Genomic DNA, 20,919 nt, shown 5'->3' with positions numbered 1-20,919 from the left:
TCTGCTCGCGGTGCGCGCGGCCGGCGGCGCTGTCCTCGGCGACGAGTCGGCTGTCGACCATCTCGCGGAACTGCAGGATCACCATCACGTTCTCTATGCACGCGGTGCGGTTTCGTTCCCCGATCGGCCGGCGCTCGGTCTCGTAGCTGGCCAACAACGCCGGTCCGCCCCAACCCTGCAGGGCCGCCGCGAGTTTCCAGCCGAGGTTCACGGCGTCGCCGAGTCCGGTGTTCATGCCGTATCCCCCGGTGGGGATCATCGTGTGCGCCGAGTCGCCGGCCAGCAGGATCCTGCCGCGGCCGTAGGAGTCGGCCAGCATGGCGTTGGGCCGCCACAGGCTCGAGACGAGGATCTCGTCGATGGCGATCGGCCGGCCCACCGCGCGGGCGACGAATTCCCGGGGATCGCCGATCGGATCGGGGTCGTCGACCTCGGCGCCCAGGTCTTGGTGCAACGTCCACGTGTCGTTCTCGTCCTGGGCTATCAGGACCGCGCCGTTTGCGGCGTACAAGTGCCAGAACTGGCCCAGCGCATGGAGATTCGTCAGATCGGCCGATCGGAAATGCACCATGGCGAACGTGGTCAGGTCGCGCAGCCCGTCCATGCCGATGCCTAGTTCGCTGCGCACCCGGCTGGACGCCCCGTCACACCCGACGAGGTAATCGGCGTGCACGGTGACGGTACGGCCGTCGTTGTCGACCAACTCGGCGACCACGACCTCGCCGGCCTGGGTGCACATGTGGAGCCGCCAGCCCTGCCGGACGTCGACAAGCGGGTCGCGGTGCGCGCGCGCCATCATCATCGCCTCGAAGATCGACTGTGAGCAGCGCTGCCAGGCCTGGCCCGGCAAGCTGCCGTCGGCCGTCGCGGCGATGAGGGCCCGCTGCTCGTCGACCGACGGCAGCCGCCAGCGGCCGAGGACCGGCCCGTTGAGGGAGTTGGCGAAGATGACGTCGAACGGATACTGCGGGCCCACTCCCAGCGCCCGCAGCTCGGCGTCGACCCCGAGGCGCCGCAACAGCTCCATGCTCGCGCCGTTGGTGATGTCCATCTTCGGGAACAGCGTGGTGCTCTCGTTGCGCTCGGCCAGGAGGCTGGACACCCCGTGCCGGGACAGCTCGGCCGCCAGCACCAATCCGGTCGGACCCCCTCCCACGATCAGGACGGGGACACGTAGGGGTTCCGGCATGGCGATCACTCCTTGCGCGTGCGGTCGGCGATTCACCAAACTAAGTTATAAATTGATAAGTGTCAATATTTAAATTGACAGCTGTCATGGCATACTGGTCGCGTGCCGACCAAGCCGGAACGGCCTCGCGGGCGCCCCAAAGCGTCCGACGCGATGCCGATCGAGGAGATCCTGGACAAAGCGTTGGCCATGTTCTCCACGGTCGGGTACGACGGGATGTCGCTACGGACCCTGAACAGGGAGCTGGGCGTCAGCCACAACCTCATCTACCAGCGCTTCGGCAGCAAGGACGAACTATGGCGCGCGGCGGTGGATTTCGGGTTCGGGCGGCTGATGCGCCACCTGCAGGGGCTTTTCGACCCGACCGTCAGCGACCCGCTCGAGCAGCTACGGCTGGTGGTGCACCGGTTCGTGGTGTACTCGGCCGAACACCCGGAGCTGGTCGCGTTGATGAACATCGAAGGGCGCCGGGACACCGAGCGCCTGGACTACATCTACGACACATACATGGAGCCGATCCTCGCCGACGTCGCCCGGCTGCTCACCCACCTTGCCGACAACGGGCTTATCCGCCGGATTCCGTTGCGGACCTTCCATTTTCTGTTGGCTCACGGCGCCACGGCGCCACAGGCGTTGGTCCCGCTGGCGACCAAGTTCGACGCCACGTCACCTTTCGAACGTGCCGCGATCGAGGAGCACGCACGCCTGGTGTCCACGATCTTGGTGGAGGGCCTGCGACTGCCGCCGCCGGCTACTTGAGTTCCGCCGACGACAGCCCCAGCAGTCGCCGCGCGACCACCAGCTGCTGGATCTGCTGGGTGCCCTCGAAGATGTCCAGGATCTTGGAGTCGCGCGCCCACTTTTCCAGCATGGACTGCTCGGAATACCCTGCGGTGCCTGCCAATTCGACGGACTTGAGGGTGACGTCGCTGGCCATCCGCCCGGCCTTGGCCTTGCTCATCGAGGCCTCTTTGGAGTTGGGGATCTTGTTGTCGGCCTGCCACGCCGCGCGTAGCGACAGCAGGTAGCTGGCCTCCCAGTCGGCCTCCATCCGCAGGAACTCCGCCGCGGCCGCGCTTTGGGCGTGGGAGGGCCTGTCGTAGGAGATCTCGACCCCCGCCTCGGTCAGGATCTTGCGGATCTCCTCCAGCGCGGCGCGGCCGACCCCGATGGCCATGGCGGCGACGATCGGGCGGGTGTTGTCGAAGGTCTCCATCACCCCCGAAAAGCCCTTGCCTACCTCGATTTCGGGATTGCCCAGCAGGTTGTCCTTGGGAATGCGGACGTTGTCGAACCGGATCGCCGCGGTGTCCGAACCCTTGATGCCGAGCTTGTGCTCGAGGCGTTCGACGGTGACGCCGGGATGTTCGCGCGGCACGATGAACGACTTGATCGCGGCGCGGCCCTGTGACTTGTCCAGCGTGGCCCACACCACGATGTGGGTGGCGCGCGAGCCCGCGGTGACGAAGATCTTCTCGCCGTTGATGACGTACTCGTCGCCGTCGAGCTTGGCGGTGGTGGACACCGCCGCCGAGTCGGACCCGAAGCCGGGCTCGGTGATGGCCATCGCCGCCCATACCTTGCCCAGGCGTTCCAGCTGTTCGTTGGTCGCGACCGCGGAGATGGCGGCGTTACCGAGTCCCTGATAGGGAACCGACAGCATCATCGCGACGTCGCCCCAACAGGCTTCCATCGTCTGCAGCAGCGCGGCCATGTTGGCGCCGTTGTGGTTTCGATCCCTGTCCTCGTCCTCGTCGCGCAGCGCGTCGGCCCCGGCGAATGCCACCGATTCGGAGGCGCCCTCGAAAAGACTGATCAGGGTGTCGAGCTCGACCGGGTAGGCGTGCTCCTTGAGGTCGTACTTGCGGGCGATCGGCCGCATCATCTCGGCGGCGCCCTGGTGAGTCTTGACGATCACCGACTGCAGCTTGCGGGGCAGTTCCAGATTGATTGCCATGGTTGAACTTTCAGCTCGTTTTAGATGACGACTCAGATGACGACAACGCCCTCGGCGACGCCGATGGCCCGCAAGTCGCGGTACCAGCGCTCGACCGGGTGCTCCTTGGTAAAGCCGTGGCCGCCGAGCAGTTGCACGCCGTCCAGGCCGATCTGCATGCCCTTGTCGGCGCCGAGCCGCTTGGCCAGCGCCGCCTCCCGGGTGAAAGGCAGGCCCTGTTCGGCGCGGGCGGCGCCGCGCCAGGTGATCAGCCGCAGCCCGTCCAACTCGATGGCGATGTTGGCGCACATGAAGGCAACGGCCTGACGATGCGCGATCGGCTCGCCGAAGGCGTGGCGTTCCTTGACGTAGGGGACGACGTAGTCGAGCACGGCGTGCGAGGTGCCGACCGCGAGCGCCGCCCAGCCGAGCCGGGACAGCGCGATCGCCTCGGAGTAGGCCCCGTCATATTCCGCGTCGGGGGCATCCGGTTCGCCGAGGCGGGCGCTCAGCGGCACCGACACCCCGGCCAGCTCGACCTGGCCCAGCGCCGCGGCGCGGATTCCCATGCTCGGATCCGCCTTGACGGTAAGGCCTTTGGCGGACGATTCGACGATGAACAGCGCGGGCTTGCCGTTCAGCTGGGCGCCGACGACGAACAGCTCGGCGTCGGCCGCGGCGGGAACCAAAGACTTCACGCCGTCGAGCCGGTAGCCGCTCGGGGTGCGCACGGCGGTCGTCTTCAACCGGGTGGGGTCGAACAGCGGTTGCGGTTCGGCGATCGCCACGCACGCCTGGGGGACGTTCTCCCCGGCGAACTCGTGCAGGTAGGTGGCCTGCTGGTCGGCGCTGCCCCAATGGGTCAAGGCGGCGGCGACACCGCCGGGCGCCAGGATGGGCAGAGCCAGGCCCATGTCCCCGTAGGCCAGCGCCTCGGCCGCCAGCACGTTGGTCACGCTGGAGCGGTGCGCGGCGATGCCGTCGAAGTCCTCGGGGATGTTGATCGCGGTGATGCCCAACTCGGCGGCCTTCGCGATCAGGTCGGGCGGGTAGGTCGCGGCCTCGTCGGCGTCGTGCGCCGCGGGACGCAGCACCTCCGCGGCGAACTCGTCGAGGGTCTCGACGATCATCTTCTGCTCGTCGTCGGGCGTCAGGTCGAAGTAGTCCCTGCCGCTGGACTTCAGCCGGGTCGGTCCGCCGCGCAGGTTCTGCACCCGCTTGAACTGGCGGGAAGTGGCCGCGGCGGTGGAGAAGACGGTCTTCGTGCCGTAGCGCAGGCCCCGGTTCAGCGGGTCGCGGAGGTGGTATTTGTCCAAAAACTCCTGGCCGACCAGCGGGGTCAGCAGCGCCAGGGTGATGTCGATGCCCGTGCGCTTGTGCGGTTGCAGCCCGACGCCGGTCTTGTGGCCGCGCCGTCGGATGCGTGAGCGAGTGTTTTCTGAAGTCTGTTTTGAACCGGAACGGGTGTCGGTCATTTCAGCCTCTATCGATGGGCGTTGCGGATAAAACCGATCTTACTCCGGAGTAAGATAGATGCGACCGCCTGTTAACTAATTCACAAAGCGTAGGCGCGCAGGCGCGAAAGCACCTGCTCATGCAGCAGTCCGTTTGTCGCCACGGCGCTGCCCGCGTGCGGGCCCGCGGTCCCGTCCAGGCCGGTGAACGTTCCGCCCGCCTCGCGCACCAGGATGTCGAGCGCCGCCAGATCCCACACCGACACCTCCGGTTCGGCCGCGATGTCGACCGCCCCCTCGGCGACCAGGCAGTAAGAGAAGAAGTCGCCGTAGGCCCGCACCCGCCACACCGCATCGGTCAGGTCGACGAAGCGATCGCGCAGGCCGCGTTGCGCCCATCCCGACAGGCTGGAGAACGACAGGCTCGCCGAATCCAGTTGTGCCACTGAGGAAACGGACAGCGATCGCGGGGGACCGCCGTCGACTGCGGTGAACGCGCCGCGGCCACGCGCCGCCCACCACCGGCGGTGCAGCGCCGGTGCGCTCACGACGCCGACCGACGAAACGCCGTCCTCGAGCAATGCGATCAGGCTGGCCCAGACCGGCACCCCGCGCACGAAATTCTTGGTGCCGTCGATCGGATCGATGATCCACTGCCGCCCGCTGAAGGTGGCGGTTCCACCGAACTCCTCGCCGACGATGCCGTCGTCCGGCCGTTCGCGCCCGAGCACGTCACGCAGTTCGGTCTCGACCGCGCGATCGGCGTCCGTGACCGGGGTCAGATCCGGTTTGGTGTCGACGCGCAGGTCGAGCGCCCCGAACCGCGCGGAGGTCAGCGCGTCGGCGCGGTCGGCCAGCGCCAGCGCCAGCGCCAGATCGTCGTCGGGGCGGGTCATCAGCGCCGCTCCTCCTCATCGCTTCGCTCTGCATCGTCGTCGGCGCGACTCATGGAGCAGTCCTACCATGGCCGGATGTGGGAATACGGTGTGCTGATTCTGCTCGTGGCGGTCCTGGGGGTCGCCCTTGCCCAGCGGTTCGCCCCGCGCGGCCCCCGCGGTGAGCTGGCGAGCGGCACCCTGCTGGTGACCGGCGTCAGCCCGCGACCGGACGCGGCCGGCGAGCAGTATGTCACCGTCGCCGGCGTCATCAACGGACCCACGGTCAGCGAGCACGAGGTGTATCAGCGCATGGCGGTCGACGTCGACCACTGGCCGACCATCGGCCAGCTGCTCCCGGTGGTCTATTCGCCCAAGAACCCCGACAACTGGCGGTTCGCTCCCGCCGAACCGCCGGCCGCGTAGCGGTCACCCGCCCGCGGGCGGGCGCGTCATCACCGTGAGCCGGGTTCCGTAGCGCGGCAGGACGCCCGATGCCCGGGCCAACGTCCCCGCCGGCATCCCGGGAACACCCGGATAGCCGGAACCGGCCAGCTCGTCGGTGCCCGGAAGGGTGGTCAGGCCGGCGGGCTGCAGCGCCGAGACGCGGCTGGCCGACGGCGCCGACCAGCTGGCGGGCACCGACATCGGCCCGATGGCGTTCGCCCGCCCCATGCTGACCGTGATCGCGTTGGGTAATCCCCCTACCCCCGTCGCGGCGCCCTGCAATTGCCCGAGCCCTATCGGCCCGAGTGCGGGCGCGGGCGCCCCGAGGCCGGCGAGGTACGCCATATTCGCTTGGATGCCGAAGAGATTGGCTGTGTTGCCGCTCAGCGCCGCGGGTATACCCGCGAGGGTTCCGGTCCCCTGGATTGACGTGTTCACGAGCTGTATGGAATCCAGCACGCTAAGGCTGTTCCAGCCGCCGGAGGTGATGGGAATCGGGCTGAGGTTCAGCAAGTTCTGCAGACCGTTGGAGAGCTGCGTGCTAAACCCGAGCAGCGTGTCGTATAGCTGCGACAACGGGTCGCCGGCCGCCTGATTGGCCGCGGCGGTCTGCTCGTTCAGGCCATCGGGGTTGGTGGTCTGCTGCGGGGACGCAAACGACGTCAACCGGGAAGCGGCCGCCGAGGTCGCGGCGTAGCCGTTCATCGCAGTGGCGTCCTGGGCCCACATTTCGGCGTACTGGGTCTCGGTAGCCGAGATCGCCGCGGTGTTCTGTCCGAAGAAGTTCGTCGCGATCAGCGCCTGAAGCAGCGCCCGGTTCGCCACGATCACCGGCGGGGGCACCGTCATCGCGAAGGCCTGGTCAAACGCCGCCACGGCCGCCCTGGCCTGCATGGCGGTCTGCTTCGTCTGTTGGGCGGCCGTGGTCAGCCACTCGACGTAGGGAGTCGCCGCGGCGGTCATCGCCGCCGACGCCGGGCCGTGCCAGTGCAGCGTGGTCAGGGCCGAGAGCACCGAGCCATACATCTCGGCCGTGGTGCCCAATTCGGCGGACAGCGAGTCCCAGCTTCCCGCCGCCGCCAATAGCGATCCGGAACCCGGACCGCTGTACATCCTGGCGGAATTGAATTCGGGCGGAAAAAAGGCGTAATCCATTGTCAGATCTCCCCTATGGGTGTGCCGGGTGAACCGTGCCGAGCCCGAATCGGCACCTTTCCGCCGCCGGCCCGTCGGCGGTGGTCATAAAAATGTAGGCGCCAATCCGCATTTGTACTGGAGTTTTAAGACGAAAAGGCAAGTGGGTCATTGCGATAACGTCCGCCTCGATTTCGATACCTGAAAACAACCGAATTCATTTATGGGCCGGGCGCCCGAAGCGGAATCCGCGAAGTGATGCGGCAGTGCGACGGCGGTGACCGTCCGCTGCGTCGCCGATAGGGACCAATGGCCCCCATTTGTAGACCGAATGCCCCTGGGTCGCGCCGGTCCCGGCTCAATAGCGTTGGGAGGGACGAATCCCTGATTTGTCCCCTCTGATCAGCACAGGAGACCGCGATGCTTCAGCCAGCCCCGACGGTCGTCGTTGGTGTCGACGGGTCGAAAACGGCTACCGATGCAGCGCGCTGGGCGGTCGACGAGGCGGTCAGCCGAGACATACCGCTGCGGTTGGTGTATGTGGTCGCGCCGCCGGATTCTCCACCACGCTGGGCCCACGACGGCCGACTGGCCGCCGCCCGCGCCGTGTTGCACGACGCTCGTCGGGCGGTCGAGGCGACCGGGCAACAGGTGAAGATCGAGGCCGAAATCCTCTGGGGCAGCCCGCTTGCCAAGCTGGTCGAAGAGTCAAGGTCGGCGGCGATGATCTGTGTCGGATCCATCGGACTGAGTCATGCGGCCCGTGGGGTCGGGTCCCTGTCGGCGAACCTGGCCGCGTCGGCCCTCTGTCCGGTAGCCGTCATCCGCCGCCCGGCGGGCAGGCCGGCAACCGGCAAGCTCGACCGTGTCATCGTGCAGGCGGACAACACGGTGGCGCTGCGCCACGCCTTCGAGGAGGCGACGCTGCGGCACGCGCCGGTGCTGGCAATCGCCGTGGCGGCGGGGGACGACGATCCAGACACGAAATGTTCGGCGGGGGCCCAACTGAGGCGACGCATCGCGCGCTGGACTCGCCTGTATCCCGACGTGCGCGTCGAATGCGACGTGGTGCGCGGTTCCGTCGAGCAATACCTGGCCGCCGACGGGGAGCGGGATCAGCTGTTCGTGACCGATGCGCGTGCCTGTTACGACGTTTGCGGCGCGCACCACCCGGGAACCTCCGTTCTCGCCGCGCGTTCGAGCAACTTATAGAGACCTGCGGGTGGGGACTCGGTTGGGCTCCGAAGGAGCGGCGTTACGAGTATTTCTGGTCGACGACCACGAGGCGGTGCGGCGCGGTCTGGTCGATTTGCTTTGTGCGGACCCCGAACTCGACTGCGTCGGCGAGGCCGGATCCTTCGCCGAGGCGATGAACAAGATTCCCGCGGTCGGCCCGGACGTCGCGGTGCTCGACGACTGGTTGCCCGACGGCAACGGCATCGAACTGTGCCGAGAGCTGTTGTCGTGCATGCTGGATCTGCGCTGTCTGATCCTGACGTCGTTCACCACCGACGAGGCGATGCTGAAAACCATCCTGGCCGGCGCCAGCGGCTATGTCGTCAAAGACGTCAAGGGAATGGAATTGGCCTGCGCCATCAAGGATGTGGGAGCCGGCCGGTCGCTGCTCCACACTCAGGCCGCGGCCGCGTTGATGGCGAGACTGTGGTGGACCATCGAGAACAGCGACGAGCTATGGGCCTTCAACGACCGGGAACGAACGTTGTTGAAATTGCTCGGCGACGGCCTGACCAACCGTCAAATCGCCGACCGGACGCTGCTTGCCGAAGACGTCGTGAAGAACCACGTGTCGCGCCTGCTGGTCAAACTCGGGGTGTCCCGCCGGCCCAATCGCGCTTACCGCCAATGGTTTTGAGGCGCCGGCTCAGCCGTGGCTGATTCGTAGCATCTCCGCCACGCTCGGCAGCTTGACCCGGGGACGCCCGTGCGGCTCGCCGGCCGCTCGCTCGTGGCGATCGATGACCTCCCAGTGGGCCGACGTCACGACCTTCGGCTGCCGGGACGCCAGCCACTCTGCCAGCTTGTCGGCGTGGTCACCGGGGAACTCCGCGAGCGCGCCCTGTTGTTTCCAGCCGGCCAGGTCGTTCAGCAGCGTGTCAACGGTGTCTTGGGAATCCTTCTTATTGGTACCGATCACACCGGTCGGCCCGCGCTTGATCCACCCGACGACGTACTCGTTGCGGCTGCCACGCACGCGGCCGTCGGTGTTGGGGATGGTTGCGCTCTTGTCGTCGAAAGGCAGCCCCGCCGTGGGCATTCCGCGGTATCCGACGGACCGCACCACCAACTGGGCCGGCAGTTCCTCTCGCTCGCCGGTGTCCTTTGCCGATACCCACCCGCTCTCGTCGGTGACCAGTTCGTTGCGGCCTAAGACGATGCTCTCGACCTTGCCGTCGCCCTTGATCTCGATCGGCGAAGTCAGGAAGCGGAAGACTATTCGGCGGTGGCCGGGGCGGGGCGCCCGCGCGGCGTAGTCGCGCAACACCTTGATGTTCTGCTTCGTCGTCTTGCCCGCCGCGGCCGCGTCCTCGTCGCTGATGCCCTCCAGCTGCGCCGGGTCGACGATCACGTCGACCCCCTCGAGATCCGCCAGCTCGCGGAGCTCCAGCGTGGTGAACGCCGTCTGCAGGGGCCCGCGCCGGCCGACGACCACCACCTCGTCGACGCCGCACGGGCGCAGCGACTCCAGGGCGTGGTCGGCGATGTCGGTGCGGGCGAGCTCGTCAGGGTCGGTCACCAGGATGCGGGCGACGTCCAGCGCGACGTTGCCGTTGCCGATGACCACCGCCCGGGCGCCCGACAGATCCGGGGTCGACGCCTCGAAGTGCGGGTGCGCGTTGTACCAGCCGACGAATTCGACGGCGGCCATGCTGCCCGGCAGGTCCTCGCCGGGGATCTTCAACGACCGATCCGATTGCGCCCCGATGGCGTAGATCACTGCGTGGTAGCGCTCGGCCAGCTCGGCGGCGCTCACGTGCTCACCGACCACCACGTTGCCGAAGAAGCGGAGCCGGGGGTCTTCGGCGGTCTTCTCGAATTGCTTGCTGATCGACTTGATCTTCGGGTGGTCGGGCGCGACGCCGGAGCGGACCAGCCCCCAGGGCGTCGGCAGCATCTCGAGGATGTCGATGGCAACGTCGATGTCCTCCGACGCGTCGGCCGCCTTGAGCAAGGATGCCGCGGCGAAGAAACCCGACGGCCCGGAGCCGACAATCGCGACGTGATATAAGCGCATCCTCGAGCCTTCTATTCGTGCCGGGCCGTGCGCGAGGGGCTGAGCGTCGCGGTCCGGGCTGCACAAACTGGTCACCTGATGCTAAACGCTGCCGCCCGGACGACGACCTGTGCGTTCGTCGCCGGTAACGTGGGCGGCTGTGGAACCCGACCGTCAAGCCGACATTGCCGCCCTTGACTCCACCCTGACCACGGTGGAGCGGGTGCTCGACGTGGAGGGTCTGCGCAGCCGCATCGAGAAGCTCGAGCACGAGGCGTCCGATCCCAAACTGTGGGACGACCAGAGCAACGCACAGCGGGTCACCAGCCAGTTGTCGCACGCGCAGGGCGAGCTGCGCCGCATCGAAGAGCTGCGTCAGCGCCTCGACGATCTTCCGGTGATGTACGAGCTGGCGGCCGAAGAAGGGGATGCCGCCAGCGGCATTGACGCGCTGGCCGAGGCCGACGCCGAACTCAAGGCGCTGCGCGCCGATATAGAGGCCGCCGAGGTGCGCACGCTGTTGTCGGGCGAATACGACGAGCGCGAGGCGCTGGTCACCATTCGCTCGGGTGCCGGTGGGGTGGACGCGGCCGACTGGGCCGAGATGCTGATGCGGATGTACATCCGCTGGGCCGAGCAACACAAGTACGGCGTCGAGGTGTTCGACACCTCCTACGCCGAAGAGGCCGGGATCAAGAGCGCCACGTTCGCGGTGCATGCCCCGTATGCCTACGGCACGCTGTCCGTCGAACAGGGCACGCACCGGCTGGTGCGAATCAGCCCGTTCGACAACCAGAGCCGGCGCCAGACTTCCTTCGCCGAAGTCGAGGTACTTCCGGTGGTGGAGACGACCGACCACATCGATATCCCCGACGGGGACGTGCGGGTGGACGTCTACCGTTCCAGCGGTCCCGGCGGTCAGTCGGTGAACACCACCGACTCGGCGGTTCGTTTAACCCACATCCCAACGGGTATCGTCGTGACTTGCCAGAACGAAAAATCGCAACTGCAGAACAAGATCTCGGCAATGCGAGTGCTTCAGGCAAAGTTGTTGGAGCGCAAGCGATCAGAAGAGCGCGCTGAGCTGGACGCGTTGAAGGGTGAGGGCGGCAGCTCCTGGGGTAACCAGATGCGCTCCTACGTACTGCACCCGTATCAGATGGTCAAGGATCTCCGAACCGACTACGAGGTGGGCAATCCGGCCGCCGTCCTGGACGGAGACATCGACGGGTTCCTGGAAGCGGGAATCCGGTGGCGCAACCGAAAAGATGACGACTAATACAACTGTTCTTGCATCGACCACTTCGATAAAGGCGCTGGGTTGGCACGACTTCTGGCGCGGCGAAGTCGGCCAATGGATCATCACCCGCGGCCTGCGCATCGTCATGGTGCTGATCGCGGCCGTGCTCATGGCCCGCTTCGTCAACTGGGTGGCGCAGCAGGTGACGCGCCAGCTCACCGAGGGCTTCGCCGAAAGCGACGCGCTGGTGCGCTCGGAGACGTCCAAGCACCGCCAGGCGGTGGCGTCGGTAATCTCCTGGGTGTCCATCGTCATCATCGGCATCTGGGTGATGATGCAAATCGCCGGCATCCTGCAGTTTTCGGTGGGCGGACTCGTCGCACCCGCCACCGTGGTCGGGGCCGCGCTGGGCTTCGGCGCCCAGCAGCTGGTCAGGGATCTGCTTTCCGGCTTCTTCATTCTGGTGGAGAAGCAGTACGGGTTCGGCGACCTGGTCACCCTGACCGTCGTCGCCTCGACGGAAGCCACCGGCACGGTCGAGAACGTGACGCTGCGGGTCACCCGGCTGCGCTCGCCGGATGGTGAGGTGCTGACCATTCCGAATGGGCAGATCGTCAAGGTCGTCAACCTGTCGAAGGATTGGGCGCGCGCGGTGGTGGACATCCCGGTGTCGACCAGCGCCGACCTGAACCGGGTCTACGAGGTCTTGCACCAGGAATGCGACCGCGCGATGGAGAACCCGGTCCTCGGGGAATTGCTGTTGGATCCGCCGACCGTGATGGGCGTGGAAAGCATCCAGGTCGACACCGTCACCCTGCGCGTGGTGGCCCGCACCCTGCCGGGCAAACAGTTCGAGGTCGGCCGCCAGCTGCGTGTCCTGGTCATTCGGGCGCTGGCCCGCGTCGGCATCGTGACCGCGGCCGATGCGACGGTCGGCCTGGTCGAAGACCCGTCCGTGCCGGCCGCCGAAGCCGCCGAAGGGTCGGCCGATGGCAAAGTCGAAGACGCGGTGCAGCGGCGGTGAAGTTGACCCTCAGCCTCTTCGAGAATCGCAGCGAGGACAAGCAACGACGGCGCTGGAGCCACCTGTTCGGCGGCCGCATGCGCACGTCCACGCTGGTGCTGATCGTCGCGTTCCTTGCGGTGTGGTGGGTCTACGACACCTACCGTCCCGAGGCGACACCCAAGCCACCGGCCCCGCAGGTGGTGCCGCCGGGCTTCGTGCCCGACCCGAACTACACCTGGGTGCCCCGCAGCCGCGTGCAGCAGCCGCCGGTCACCGTCACGGTCACGCCGACGCCGACCACGACTCCGAGCACCACCACGCCGCCGCCGCTCACGACGACGACCACGACGACGCCCCCGCCGTTCCAGTTGCCCACGCCGCCGTGCCTGCTGCCGCCGCCCTTCTGCCCGCCCAGCACCAGCCCGACGCCGACGCCGTCGCAGCTACCCCAACCCGGGCCCGGTCCGGTGCCGAGTTCCCCGCCACCGGCCAGCTGACTTGGCTCGCCAGCGAAATTCACGGCTACACTGGCGTGCCGTGATGATCACCCTTGACAACGTCAGCAAGAAGTACAAAGCGTCGGCTCGGCCGGCGCTGGACGACATCAACGTCAAAATCGACAAGGGTGAATTCGTCTTCCTGATCGGTCCTTCGGGGTCGGGCAAGTCGACGTTCATGCGGCTGTTGCTGGCCGAGGAGAGCCCGAACACCGGTGATATCCGGGTATCGAAGTTTCACGTCAACAAGCTCCCCGGACGCCACGTACCGAAGCTGCGTCAGGTCATCGGCTGCGTATTCCAGGATTTCCGGCTGCTGCAGCAAAAGACCGTGTACGAAAACGTCGCTTTTGCGCTGGAGGTCATCGGCAAGCGCCGCGAGGCGATCAACCGGACGGTGCCCGAGGTGCTGGAGACGGTCGGCCTGTCCGGCAAGGCGAACCGCCTGCCGGGCGAGTTGTCGGGCGGCGAGCAGCAGCGGGTCGCCATCGCCCGCGCGTTCGTCAACCGCCCGCTGGTTCTGCTGGCCGACGAGCCGACCGGCAACCTCGACCCGGACACCAGTAAGGACATCATGGATTTGTTGGAGCGGATCAACCGCACGGGCACCACGGTGCTCATGGCGACGCACGACCACCACATCGTCGACTCCATGCGGCAGCGGGTGGTCGAGCTGTCGCTGGGCCGGCTGGTTCGCGACGAGCAGCGCGGCGTTTACGGGATGGATCGCTAAGTGCGCTTCGGCTTCCTCCTCAACGAGGTCCTGACCGGCCTTCGTCGCAACGTCACGATGACGGCCGCGATGATCTTGACGACCGCGATATCGATCGGCCTGTTCGGCGGCGGCCTGCTGGTGGTCCTGTTGGCCGACCATTCCCGCGCCATCTACCTGGACCGCGTCGAGACGCAGGTCTTCCTCACCGAGGACGTGTCCGCCAACGACCCGTCCTGCGGCACCAACCCGTGCAAGGCGCTGCGGGAAAAGATCGAAGCGCGGCAAGACGTCAAATCGGTGCGATTCCTCAACCGTCAGGATGCCTACGACGACGCGATCCGGAAGTTCCCGCAGTACAAAGACGTTGCCGGAAAAGATTCCTTCCCAGCCTCGTTCATCGTCAAGCTGGACAATCCCGAGCAGCACAAGGACTTTGACACCGCTATGCAGGGACAGCCCGGGGTGCTTTCCGTGCTCAACCAGAAGGATCTGATCGACCGCCTGTTCGCGGTCCTGGACGGCCTGAGCAAGGCCGCGTTCGCCGTCGCTCTGGTGCAGGCCGTCGGCGCTATCCTGTTGATTGCCAACATGGTCCAGGTGGCGGCGTATACGCGCCGCACGGAGATCGGGATCATGCGCCTGGTCGGCGCGAGCCGCTGGTATACCCAGCTGCCGTTCCTGGTCGAGGCGATGGTCGCCGCGGCGGTCGGTGTCGCGATTTCCATCGCCGGGTTAATCCTGGTACGGGCAACATTTTTGGACAACGCGCTGAACCAGTTCTACCAAGCCAACCTGATCGCCCGGGTCGACTACGCCGACATCATCTACATCTCGCCATGGCTGTTCCTGCTCGGCGTGTCGATGGCCGCGTTGACTGCCTACGTGACGTTGCGCCTGTACGTACGGCGGTAGCTGTGGCCAAGGACTCCAGCCGGGCCAAGGCGGCGGGCGACAAGCCCGGCAGCAAACGGATCGTGGCCACCAATCGCAAAGCGCGGCACAACTATTCAATCCTCGAGATTTTCGAGGCGGGAGTCGCTTTGCAGGGCACCGAAGTAAAGAGCCTGCGGGAAGGGCACGCCTCTCTAGCCGATGCCTACGCAACCATTGATGACGGCGAAGTGTGGTTGCGTAACTTACACATTCCCGAGTATCAGCACGGTAGCTGGACCAACCATGATCCGCGTCGGAATCGAAAGTTGTTGTTACATAGGCAACAAATCGACAGACTCGTCGGCAAGATACGAGATGGTAACCTCGCCCTGATGCCACTGTCACTTTACTTCTCCGAGGGCAAGGTCAAGGTTGAGCTCGCGCTGGCACGAGGCAAGCGGGCTCACGATAAACGTCAGGACATGGCCCAGCGCGATGCCCAGCGCGAAGTGCTTCGCGAACTGGGGCGACGCGCCAAGGGCATGAACTGATCGGGGCGGCTTACGCCCAGCTGTCGGCCGTTACGTACGGCGTCAGCGATTTCGTGGGCGGTGTGGCCGCTCGACGGGTAGCGGCGCTGCGAGTGATGCTCGTGGCCTACCCGGTCGAGGCAGTATTGCTCGGCCTGCTGGCCGTCGTTGTGGGTGGCCCGATTCAGTCCGGCGCGGTCGTGTGGGGTTGCCTGTACGGCGTCGGGATGGCGTTCGGAATGTGGGCGTTTTTCGCGGCGCTGGGCGCCGGACCGATATCGGTGGTCTCACCGTTGGCCGCCGTACTCAATGCCGCGGTACCGGTGGCCGTCGGTGTGGCGCTGGGGGAGCGGCCGGGTCGCGCGGCGTCGGTGGGCGTGGTGCTGGCCCTGGTCGCCGTCATGCTGGTCAGCCGCGAAGCCGCGAGCGAGGGAGTGACGCCGTATCGATTCACCCCGAAGGTCGCCTGGCTCACGGTGGTCGCGGGCTCGGCGATGGGGCTGAACCTGGTGTTTCTTCATCAGGCGCCGCACGAGACCAAACTCTGGCCGCTGGTGTTCGCCCGGCTGTCCGCTTCGGCGGTGGTGTTCGGGATGTCCGCGCTGAGCAAGAACCTGAAGATGCCGGCCGGCAAGCCGCTGAAGCTGGCGCTGGGCGTGGCGGTGCTGGACATCTGTGCGAACGTGACCATGCTGCTGGCGCTGCACACCTGGCTGCTCTCACTGGCCAGCATCTTGATCTCGCTGTATCCGGCGGCGACGGTCGTGCTGGCGATGGTGGTGCTGCGCGAGCGGGTGAGCCGATGCCAGGGCGTCGGCATGGTGATGGCCATGGGTTCCGTGGCGATGATCGCCGCAAGCTAACGGATCGGCTGGCGATCGGCCTACTATCCGTCCATGGCCGACCGACCCGTCACGCAGCTGGATAAATCCGACGTCCTGTCCGGGCTCTTCGCCGTTTGGGACTCCATCGACGCGCTGCTCGACGGGCTGCCGGAGGGCGATTGGCTGGCGCCGACGCCGCTGCCCGGGTGGGACGTCAAGGCCGTCGTGTCGCACATCATCGGCACCGAGTCGTTCCTGGCCGGCGTCGCGGCCCCGCAGCCCGACATCGACGTGTCGGCGCTCGACCACGTGCACAACGACATCGGCGCGATGAACGAGTGCTGGGTGCGCCACCTCAGCGGGGAGTCGGGCGCGGAAGTGCTCGCACGGTTCAGGGACATCACCGCCGATCGACGCAAGGTGCTGGCCGGCATGTCGGACGAGGAGTGGAACGCGGTGATTCCGACGCCGGTGGGCCTGGAAACGTACGGCCGGTTCATGCGGGTGCGCACGTTCGACTGCTGGATGCACGAGCAAGACATCCGCGAGGCGCTGTCGCGGCCGTCGTCCGACACCGAGCTCGTCGGGCCCGCGTCACAGCTTTCGCTCGACGAGATCGGGGCCACCATGGGTTATGTGGTGGGCAAACGCGGCAAGGCGCCCGACGGTTCGCGCATCCTGTTCGAGCTGACCGGCCCGGTGGCGCGCGACATCCGTGTCAGCGTCGACGGTCGCGCCCAGCTGGTCGAGGACTTCGGCGGCCAGGAACCGACGGCGACGATTCGGCTGGACGGGCTGCAGTTCACCAGGCTGTCGGGCGGGCGTCCCATGTGCCCCGCGCGCACCCGGGACATCGAGCTCGGCGGCGACCAAGACGTCGCCAGACAGGTCGTTGAAAACCTCAATTTCGTGATCTGAGACCATATTTGGCGCACGCGCGATAAGCAAAGCGCCATCTCACATCCCGCGCGTGGGGGTTTGTTCTCCGGGGGCGATCGGGTAGCCGGAACGTACAGGCGCACCTCGCGCCGACATCAAAATCGTCAACGCCAGGAGGGCGACAATAATGACTGCACCCGAGACCACCCGTTTGCTCGCGCAGCTGCGCACGCTGCTCGACTTGACCAACACCGAGATCCAGATCGCGGAAACCCGCGTTGTCCAGGCGCGCACCGACGCCGTGCGACGCGAGCTGTCGCAGAACGCGGCCAATGCCCGCAAGCGCGCCGAGTCCCTGGAGTCCGCGATCCGCAAGGTGGGGGGTTACCCCGACGTCATCGGTCCGTTCCTGGGTCGTGCCGCCGCGGCAGTCAAGGCGCTGACCGAGCAGGCGCAACCGTTCGACGAGGCGCTGCTCGGCGATCTCGCGCTCGAGGACCAGCTGTTGGACCGCGCTCGGTACCTCAAAGCGCTGGCCGTCGCCGCAAAGCGCCAGGACATCGAGAATTTGGCCGAGCGCCTGATCACTGCCCACTCGGCGACCGTGGACTGGATCACGACCGTGCTGGCCGAGGACGCGCTTGGCGGGCCGGCCGCGCTGCGCCGCACGCCGCTGCAGGCGGCCGCCGGCACGGCGGTGAAGCTGGTCAACCTGCCGGCAGCGTGGTCGGCGCGGGGGGTCGACCGGACCGTTGAGGCGCTGCGCTCGGCGGGTCCGGCGTTCAACGACCTGGTCAAGCGGGGTGGCAACGCCGGCGAGATCGCGGCGAAGGCGCTGTCCGCCTCCCAGAGCGCGGCGCTGAAGGCCGCCGAGCGGGTCACCCGGTCCGAGGGGGCCGACGGGGCCGCCAGCGCCTTGCACTCGGGCCGGACGGCCGCCGGTGTCTTGGACGCAAAGGAGCTGCCGATCCGCAAGTACGACGACCTGAACGTCAACGAGGCGGTGGCCGCGATCAGAAAGCTGACGGACCCCAGCGACGTTCGGACGATTATCGCCTACGAGGAGGCGCACAAGAACCGGCAACGCATCGTTTCCGCCGCGCAGACCCACGTCGCCGCCATCGCGCAGGACGTCGTCGGCATCAAGTAGCAGATGCCCAAAGCGCCGTCTCGGCACCGAGTACCCCCTGCAGTTACCCGACCGGGGGGTACTCGGCTTTTGACGGTCGGCGCGGGAAGTTAATTCCGTTGCCCGTTGTTGGTTACCGCGTACCATTGATTGTCCTGCCGAAAATCGGCAGGGATGCTCGAAGCAACAAAGACAAGGGGCTGAAAGGTTTCGACTTCGCGCATCGAATCAAGGGAAGCGTGCCGGTGCAGGCAAGAGACCACCGTAAGCGTCGTTGCAACCATATAAGCGCCGATTCACATCAGCGCGACTACGCTCTCGCTGCCTAAGCGACAGCTAGTCCGTCAGACCGGGAACGCCCTCGACCCGGAGCCTGGCGTCAGCTAGAGGGATCCACCGGTGAGTCCGGTCGCGGGACTCATCGGGACATACACAGCGACTGGGATCGTCATCCTGGCTAGTTCGCGTGACCAGGAGATCCGAGCAGAGGCATAGCGAACTGCGCACGGAGAAGCCTTGAGGGAATGCCGTAGGACCCGGGTTCGATTCCCGGCAGCTCCACTGAGACTATGCAGTTCAGAGGGTGTTTTTGCCCTCCTGATCGCCGTCCGTCGGCAGATTCGGTCGCGCGGGTGTCTTCGTTATCCGGTGATGCGGTGTTCGATTTCGCCGATGCCGTCGAGTCTCAGCGACAACATGTCCCCTCGCTGAAGCCATGCCCCGGTCTCCATACCGCTACCGCCGGGCAGCGTTCCCGTGCCGAACAATTCGCCAGGAAGCAGGCGTTCGCTTCGTGAGGCATGGGCCAACATCTCGCCGATACTCCACTGCATTCCTTCGCTGCTGACGGTGCTCACCGTCGTGCCGTTGATGGCGACTGTGCCCTGCACAGCGTCGATGCGGGGCAGGATCTCGTCGGCGGTGACCGCAGTGGCCGACATGGAGCTCGCAAAATGCTTCGATTTTTGTGGTCCGAAGCCGCTGTCCATTTCTTTTCGTTGGACGTCGCGTGCGCTGAAGTCGTTGAGTACCACGAACGCGCCGACGGCGCCAATGGCCTCAGCGGGGCTGGCGTTGAACAACGGAGCTGACAGCACGAAGCCGATCTCCAGTTCGTAGTCCAGTGCGTGCGAGTAGGACGGTGGTGCGACAGGCGTGCCGCTGGGGACGAATGTCAGGTGGTTGGACATGTAGTAGATCGGTTGCGTAAAGAACAGCCGCTTGGGTTTGAAGAGGGGGAAGGGGCGCCGGGTGAGCTTCTCGATAGTGGACGCCACGCGATACTGGGCCGGGTGAAAGCGTCGCAGCAGGCCGCGGCTGGCGTCGATGGTGTGACGTTCGTAGACCATGAAGTCGCGAAACGACAGCGGCTGGATCGGCAGCAGATACCGGGACTGCGCGAGCTGGCGCTGCGCGGCGAGGAGTTGCCACCGCGGGTCGAACGCGCCGGCGCCGACGATTCCGGGATCGGTTGCCTGACGCCATTGGCCGTCGTCGAAGGCTTCGACGACGACCCGGTCATCGCTTAAAACGCGACGTATCAGCATGATCGGTATCCGTGTCGCTCGTTGAGGAGCCGATGTTCTGAATGTCGTTGACGTCGGACCACGCGGCGGTGCGCGCTTGCCCGGCATCGACGGTGTCACCGAGTTCGACGGCGGCGGCTCGATTAATGATGTGGCACAACGTCGGAAGCTCCTCGAATCCCGCGGGCAGGAACCGGAAGACACCATCGCCGGATCGCACGGACCGCATGGATGTCAACGCGGGCGTGGTGGTGTGGGCGGTGACTTGTTCAACCTCGAGGGTGTCCCATTGTCCGGTGCGCGGAAGGAGGCGGTAGGACAGGGTCGGATTGGCGCTCATGCGTATCTCACTGTGTTGCGTTGTACGCCAAGGTCGATTTTGCAGTCGTCGGTGGCGATGGTGGTCTCGACGACATCACCGTTCTGGAGGTACTTCGGGTTGCCGGCTTGCCGTTTGAAGAACATCTTCCACTTGACTGCGGGCGGCAACAGATTTCCGATGATTTCCATGGGTTTGGGTGGGGCGCTTAGCGCGGTACCGACGGGCGTCCCTGTCAGGATCAGGTCGCCGGCGGCCAGATCCTGGAAGCGCGACAGGGATTGCAGCGCCTGAACGGGCGGATAGATCATGTCACCGTCGACGAGCTTGTCCTGGCGCAGTTGACCGTTGACGCGCAGCTGGAGCCGCAAGTCGCCGAACCGCTGTAATTCCTCAGCATCCAGCAGCACCAACGCTGGACCAGTCGGGGTGAAGGATGGGTAGGACTTGGCTTCGTAGAACTGCGTCTGCGGCAGCTGGATGTCGCGGGCAGACACGTCGTTGGTGACGACCAAGCCAGCCACGTAATCGGACAGGGCTGACTCACTGATCGTGGTGCCGACCGGGATGTCGCGACCGACGACAAGACCGATCTCGACTTCGTAGTCGAGCAAGCCGACGTGTGACGGCTTGACGATGTCGTCGTGAGGTCCGGTGATCGAGGCCGAAGACTTGCGGAAGAAGGTCAGCGGGATCGTCTCGGGATCCATGCCCGCGTCTTTGACGTGAGACCTGAAGTTGGTCATCTGTGCGACGACGCGACACGGCGCGGTCACCGGCGACAGCAGATCCAAACTGTCGACCGGCACGGTCTGGCTGCTTGTGGTGGCGGCGGCCACCGCTTCGCGGTCAGCAAGCAGCTCGCCGGTTGTGGTGGCGGTGGTGTCAATCTTCGCTGCGCCTGTGGACAGCTGGACGTACCAGGCGTCGGCGGTGCGGAGGATGGAAGTGGTCATGATTTCGCTACTTTCAACAGGCCGATAGGCGGTGGGTGTCGAACTTGTTTTCGCCGTGTAGGGCGGTGAGCATGACCGGTCGCTTCCGCTCACGCATACGAGTATTGAACATTAGTGTTCAAGATAAGTCAAGTCTGTATAAGTAGGAACGAAAGGGC

The 20,919-nt window shown here is 66.1% G+C and carries 22 protein-coding genes and 1 other RNA gene; 14 read left to right on the top strand and 9 right to left on the bottom strand.

What is annotated here, in order from left to right:
• Positions 1–1,189, bottom strand: a 1,189-nt coding sequence (locus A5706_RS14740) for an FAD-dependent monooxygenase (protein ID WP_156767129.1), incomplete at its 3' end; no start/stop codon positions are given.
• Between the two features lie 102 nt (positions 1,190–1,291).
• Between A5706_RS14740 and A5706_RS14735 the strand changes: the two genes are divergently transcribed.
• Complete coding sequence (locus tag A5706_RS14735; RefSeq protein ID WP_082964383.1) at positions 1,292–1,948, top strand: TetR/AcrR family transcriptional regulator; 657 nt, start codon at positions 1,292–1,294, stop codon at positions 1,946–1,948.
• On the opposite strand, the gene A5706_RS14730 is transcribed toward A5706_RS14735, so the two are convergent.
• The 3 genes from A5706_RS14730 to hisN form a co-directional block, all read right to left on the bottom strand.
• On the bottom strand, positions 1,941–3,146 hold the full coding sequence (locus tag A5706_RS14730; RefSeq protein ID WP_068131818.1) for an acyl-CoA dehydrogenase family protein: 1,206 nt from the start codon (positions 3,144–3,146) through the stop codon (positions 1,941–1,943). The two genes, A5706_RS14735 and A5706_RS14730, sit on opposite strands and share 8 nt — an antisense overlap.
• Before the next feature lie 32 nt (positions 3,147–3,178).
• Positions 3,179–4,600 (bottom strand): acyl-CoA dehydrogenase family protein, encoded by a 1,422-nt coding sequence (locus tag A5706_RS14725; protein WP_068131816.1) that lies wholly within the window; start codon positions 4,598–4,600, stop codon positions 3,179–3,181.
• Positions 4,601–4,680: 80 nt separating this feature from the next.
• Positions 4,681–5,475, bottom strand: coding sequence for a histidinol-phosphatase (gene hisN, locus A5706_RS14720; protein WP_068131814.1), 795 nt, complete (start codon positions 5,473–5,475; stop codon positions 4,681–4,683).
• Between the two features lie 75 nt (positions 5,476–5,550).
• On the opposite strand from hisN, the gene A5706_RS14715 reads away from it, so the two are divergent.
• Positions 5,551–5,880, top strand: a complete 330-nt coding sequence (locus tag A5706_RS14715; RefSeq protein WP_068131851.1) for a hypothetical protein — start codon at positions 5,551–5,553, stop codon at positions 5,878–5,880.
• A gap of 3 nt (positions 5,881–5,883) precedes the next feature.
• Here A5706_RS14715 and A5706_RS14710 read toward each other — a convergent pair whose 3' ends face one another.
• Entirely contained in the window at positions 5,884–7,056 is a 1,173-nt protein-coding gene (locus tag A5706_RS14710; RefSeq protein WP_068131813.1) for a PPE family protein, read from the bottom strand.
• Between the two features lie 399 nt (positions 7,057–7,455).
• On the opposite strand from A5706_RS14710, the gene A5706_RS14705 reads away from it, so the two are divergent.
• Both A5706_RS14705 and A5706_RS14700 read left to right on the top strand, forming a co-directional pair.
• Positions 7,456–8,247 (top strand): universal stress protein, encoded by a 792-nt coding sequence (locus A5706_RS14705; protein ID WP_068131811.1) that lies wholly within the window; start codon positions 7,456–7,458, stop codon positions 8,245–8,247.
• A 10-nt stretch (positions 8,248–8,257) separates the two neighbouring features.
• Positions 8,258–8,908, top strand: a complete 651-nt coding sequence (locus A5706_RS14700; protein ID WP_304528396.1) for a response regulator transcription factor — start codon at positions 8,258–8,260, stop codon at positions 8,906–8,908.
• Positions 8,909–8,917: 9 nt separating this feature from the next.
• Here the strand turns inward: A5706_RS14700 and A5706_RS14695 are convergent, their stop codons facing one another.
• Positions 8,918–10,288 carry an FAD-dependent oxidoreductase gene (locus A5706_RS14695; protein ID WP_068131807.1) on the bottom strand — a complete coding sequence of 457 codons (1,371 nt, stop codon included), beginning with the start codon at positions 10,286–10,288 and terminating at the stop codon, positions 8,918–8,920.
• A gap of 139 nt (positions 10,289–10,427) precedes the next feature.
• Here A5706_RS14695 and prfB point away from each other — a divergent pair, with 139 nt between their 5' ends.
• The 10 genes from prfB to ssrA all read left to right on the top strand — a co-directional run bounded on the left by prfB (position 10,428) and on the right by ssrA (position 18,524).
• Positions 10,428–11,546: a peptide chain release factor 2 gene (gene prfB, locus A5706_RS14690; protein ID WP_068131804.1), complete on the top strand. Its 1,119-nt coding sequence runs from the start codon at positions 10,428–10,430 to the stop codon at positions 11,544–11,546.
• Positions 11,536–12,531 carry a mechanosensitive ion channel family protein gene (locus A5706_RS14685; RefSeq protein WP_068131803.1) on the top strand — a complete coding sequence of 332 codons (996 nt, stop codon included), beginning with the start codon at positions 11,536–11,538 and terminating at the stop codon, positions 12,529–12,531. The genes prfB and A5706_RS14685 overlap by 11 nt, the downstream gene beginning before the upstream one ends.
• Complete coding sequence (locus A5706_RS14680; RefSeq protein ID WP_068131801.1) at positions 12,528–13,010, top strand: hypothetical protein; 483 nt, start codon at positions 12,528–12,530, stop codon at positions 13,008–13,010. Before A5706_RS14685 ends, A5706_RS14680 begins: the two co-directional genes overlap by 4 nt.
• A gap of 43 nt (positions 13,011–13,053) precedes the next feature.
• Positions 13,054–13,743, top strand: a complete 690-nt coding sequence (gene ftsE, locus A5706_RS14675) for a cell division ATP-binding protein FtsE (protein ID WP_068131799.1) — start codon at positions 13,054–13,056, stop codon at positions 13,741–13,743.
• Positions 13,744–14,637 (top strand): permease-like cell division protein FtsX, encoded by an 894-nt coding sequence (ftsX, locus tag A5706_RS14670; RefSeq protein WP_068131796.1) that lies wholly within the window; start codon positions 13,744–13,746, stop codon positions 14,635–14,637. It begins immediately after the preceding gene.
• 2 nt (positions 14,638–14,639) lie between these two features.
• On the top strand, positions 14,640–15,149 hold the full coding sequence (gene smpB / locus A5706_RS14665) for an SsrA-binding protein SmpB (protein WP_068131793.1): 510 nt from the start codon (positions 14,640–14,642) through the stop codon (positions 15,147–15,149).
• A gap of 92 nt (positions 15,150–15,241) precedes the next feature.
• Positions 15,242–15,991 carry an EamA family transporter gene (locus tag A5706_RS14660; protein ID WP_197517831.1) on the top strand — a complete coding sequence of 250 codons (750 nt, stop codon included), beginning with the start codon at positions 15,242–15,244 and terminating at the stop codon, positions 15,989–15,991.
• Positions 15,992–16,024: 33 nt separating this feature from the next.
• Positions 16,025–16,870, top strand: coding sequence for a maleylpyruvate isomerase family mycothiol-dependent enzyme (locus tag A5706_RS14655; RefSeq protein WP_068131789.1), 846 nt, complete (start codon positions 16,025–16,027; stop codon positions 16,868–16,870).
• A gap of 148 nt (positions 16,871–17,018) precedes the next feature.
• The gene (locus tag A5706_RS14650; protein WP_068131787.1) at positions 17,019–17,981 is read left to right on the top strand and encodes a hypothetical protein; all 963 of its coding nucleotides are present in this window, start codon (positions 17,019–17,021) and stop codon (positions 17,979–17,981) included.
• A gap of 175 nt (positions 17,982–18,156) precedes the next feature.
• Positions 18,157–18,524: a transfer-messenger RNA gene (gene ssrA, locus A5706_RS14645) on the top strand.
• Between the two features lie 77 nt (positions 18,525–18,601).
• On the opposite strand, the gene A5706_RS14640 is transcribed toward ssrA, so the two are convergent.
• From A5706_RS14640 to A5706_RS14630, 3 genes are read right to left on the bottom strand one after another with little or no spacing between them, the layout of a single operon-like run.
• Positions 18,602–19,507, bottom strand: a complete 906-nt coding sequence (locus A5706_RS14640; protein ID WP_068131785.1) for a fumarylacetoacetate hydrolase family protein — start codon at positions 19,505–19,507, stop codon at positions 18,602–18,604.
• Complete coding sequence (locus A5706_RS14635) at positions 19,479–19,826, bottom strand: hypothetical protein (protein ID WP_068131784.1); 348 nt, start codon at positions 19,824–19,826, stop codon at positions 19,479–19,481. Before A5706_RS14635 ends, A5706_RS14640 begins: the two co-directional genes overlap by 29 nt.
• Positions 19,823–20,761: a fumarylacetoacetate hydrolase family protein gene (locus tag A5706_RS14630; protein WP_068131782.1), complete on the bottom strand. Its 939-nt coding sequence runs from the start codon at positions 20,759–20,761 to the stop codon at positions 19,823–19,825. Before A5706_RS14630 ends, A5706_RS14635 begins: the two co-directional genes overlap by 4 nt.
• Positions 20,762–20,919 lie beyond the last annotated feature (158 nt).

The sequence above is a fragment of the Mycobacterium sp. E796 genome (assembly GCF_001672815.1).
Classification (GTDB): Bacteria; Actinomycetota; Actinomycetes; order Mycobacteriales; family Mycobacteriaceae; genus Mycobacterium.
This window is presented reverse-complemented; position numbering and strand designations above follow the sequence as displayed.

Excerpts from the sequence above, each read along its gene's own strand:
- A5706_RS14730 (WP_068131818.1), bottom strand. The coding sequence starts at position 3,146 with ATGGCAATCAATCTGGAACTGCCCCGCAAGCTGCAGTCGGTGATCGTC.
- A5706_RS14725 (WP_068131816.1), bottom strand. The coding sequence starts at position 4,600 with ATGACCGACACCCGTTCCGGTTCAAAACAGACTTCAGAAAACACTCGC.
- hisN (WP_068131814.1), bottom strand. The coding sequence starts at position 5,475 with ATGACCCGCCCCGACGACGATCTGGCGCTGGCGCTGGCGCTGGCCGAC.
- A5706_RS14715 (WP_068131851.1), top strand. The coding sequence starts at position 5,551 with ATGTGGGAATACGGTGTGCTGATTCTGCTCGTGGCGGTCCTGGGGGTC.
- A5706_RS14710 (WP_068131813.1), bottom strand. The coding sequence starts at position 7,056 with ATGGATTACGCCTTTTTTCCGCCCGAATTCAATTCCGCCAGGATGTAC.
- A5706_RS14705 (WP_068131811.1), top strand. The coding sequence starts at position 7,456 with ATGCTTCAGCCAGCCCCGACGGTCGTCGTTGGTGTCGACGGGTCGAAA.
- A5706_RS14695 (WP_068131807.1), bottom strand. The coding sequence starts at position 10,288 with ATGCGCTTATATCACGTCGCGATTGTCGGCTCCGGGCCGTCGGGTTTC.
- A5706_RS14685 (WP_068131803.1), top strand. The coding sequence starts at position 11,536 with ATGACGACTAATACAACTGTTCTTGCATCGACCACTTCGATAAAGGCG.
- ftsE (WP_068131799.1), top strand. The coding sequence starts at position 13,054 with ATGATCACCCTTGACAACGTCAGCAAGAAGTACAAAGCGTCGGCTCGG.
- A5706_RS14655 (WP_068131789.1), top strand. The coding sequence starts at position 16,025 with ATGGCCGACCGACCCGTCACGCAGCTGGATAAATCCGACGTCCTGTCC.
- A5706_RS14650 (WP_068131787.1), top strand. The coding sequence starts at position 17,019 with ATGACTGCACCCGAGACCACCCGTTTGCTCGCGCAGCTGCGCACGCTG.
- A5706_RS14640 (WP_068131785.1), bottom strand. The coding sequence starts at position 19,507 with ATGCTGATACGTCGCGTTTTAAGCGATGACCGGGTCGTCGTCGAAGCC.
- A5706_RS14635 (WP_068131784.1), bottom strand. The coding sequence starts at position 19,826 with ATGAGCGCCAATCCGACCCTGTCCTACCGCCTCCTTCCGCGCACCGGA.
- A5706_RS14630 (WP_068131782.1), bottom strand. The coding sequence starts at position 20,761 with ATGACCACTTCCATCCTCCGCACCGCCGACGCCTGGTACGTCCAGCTG.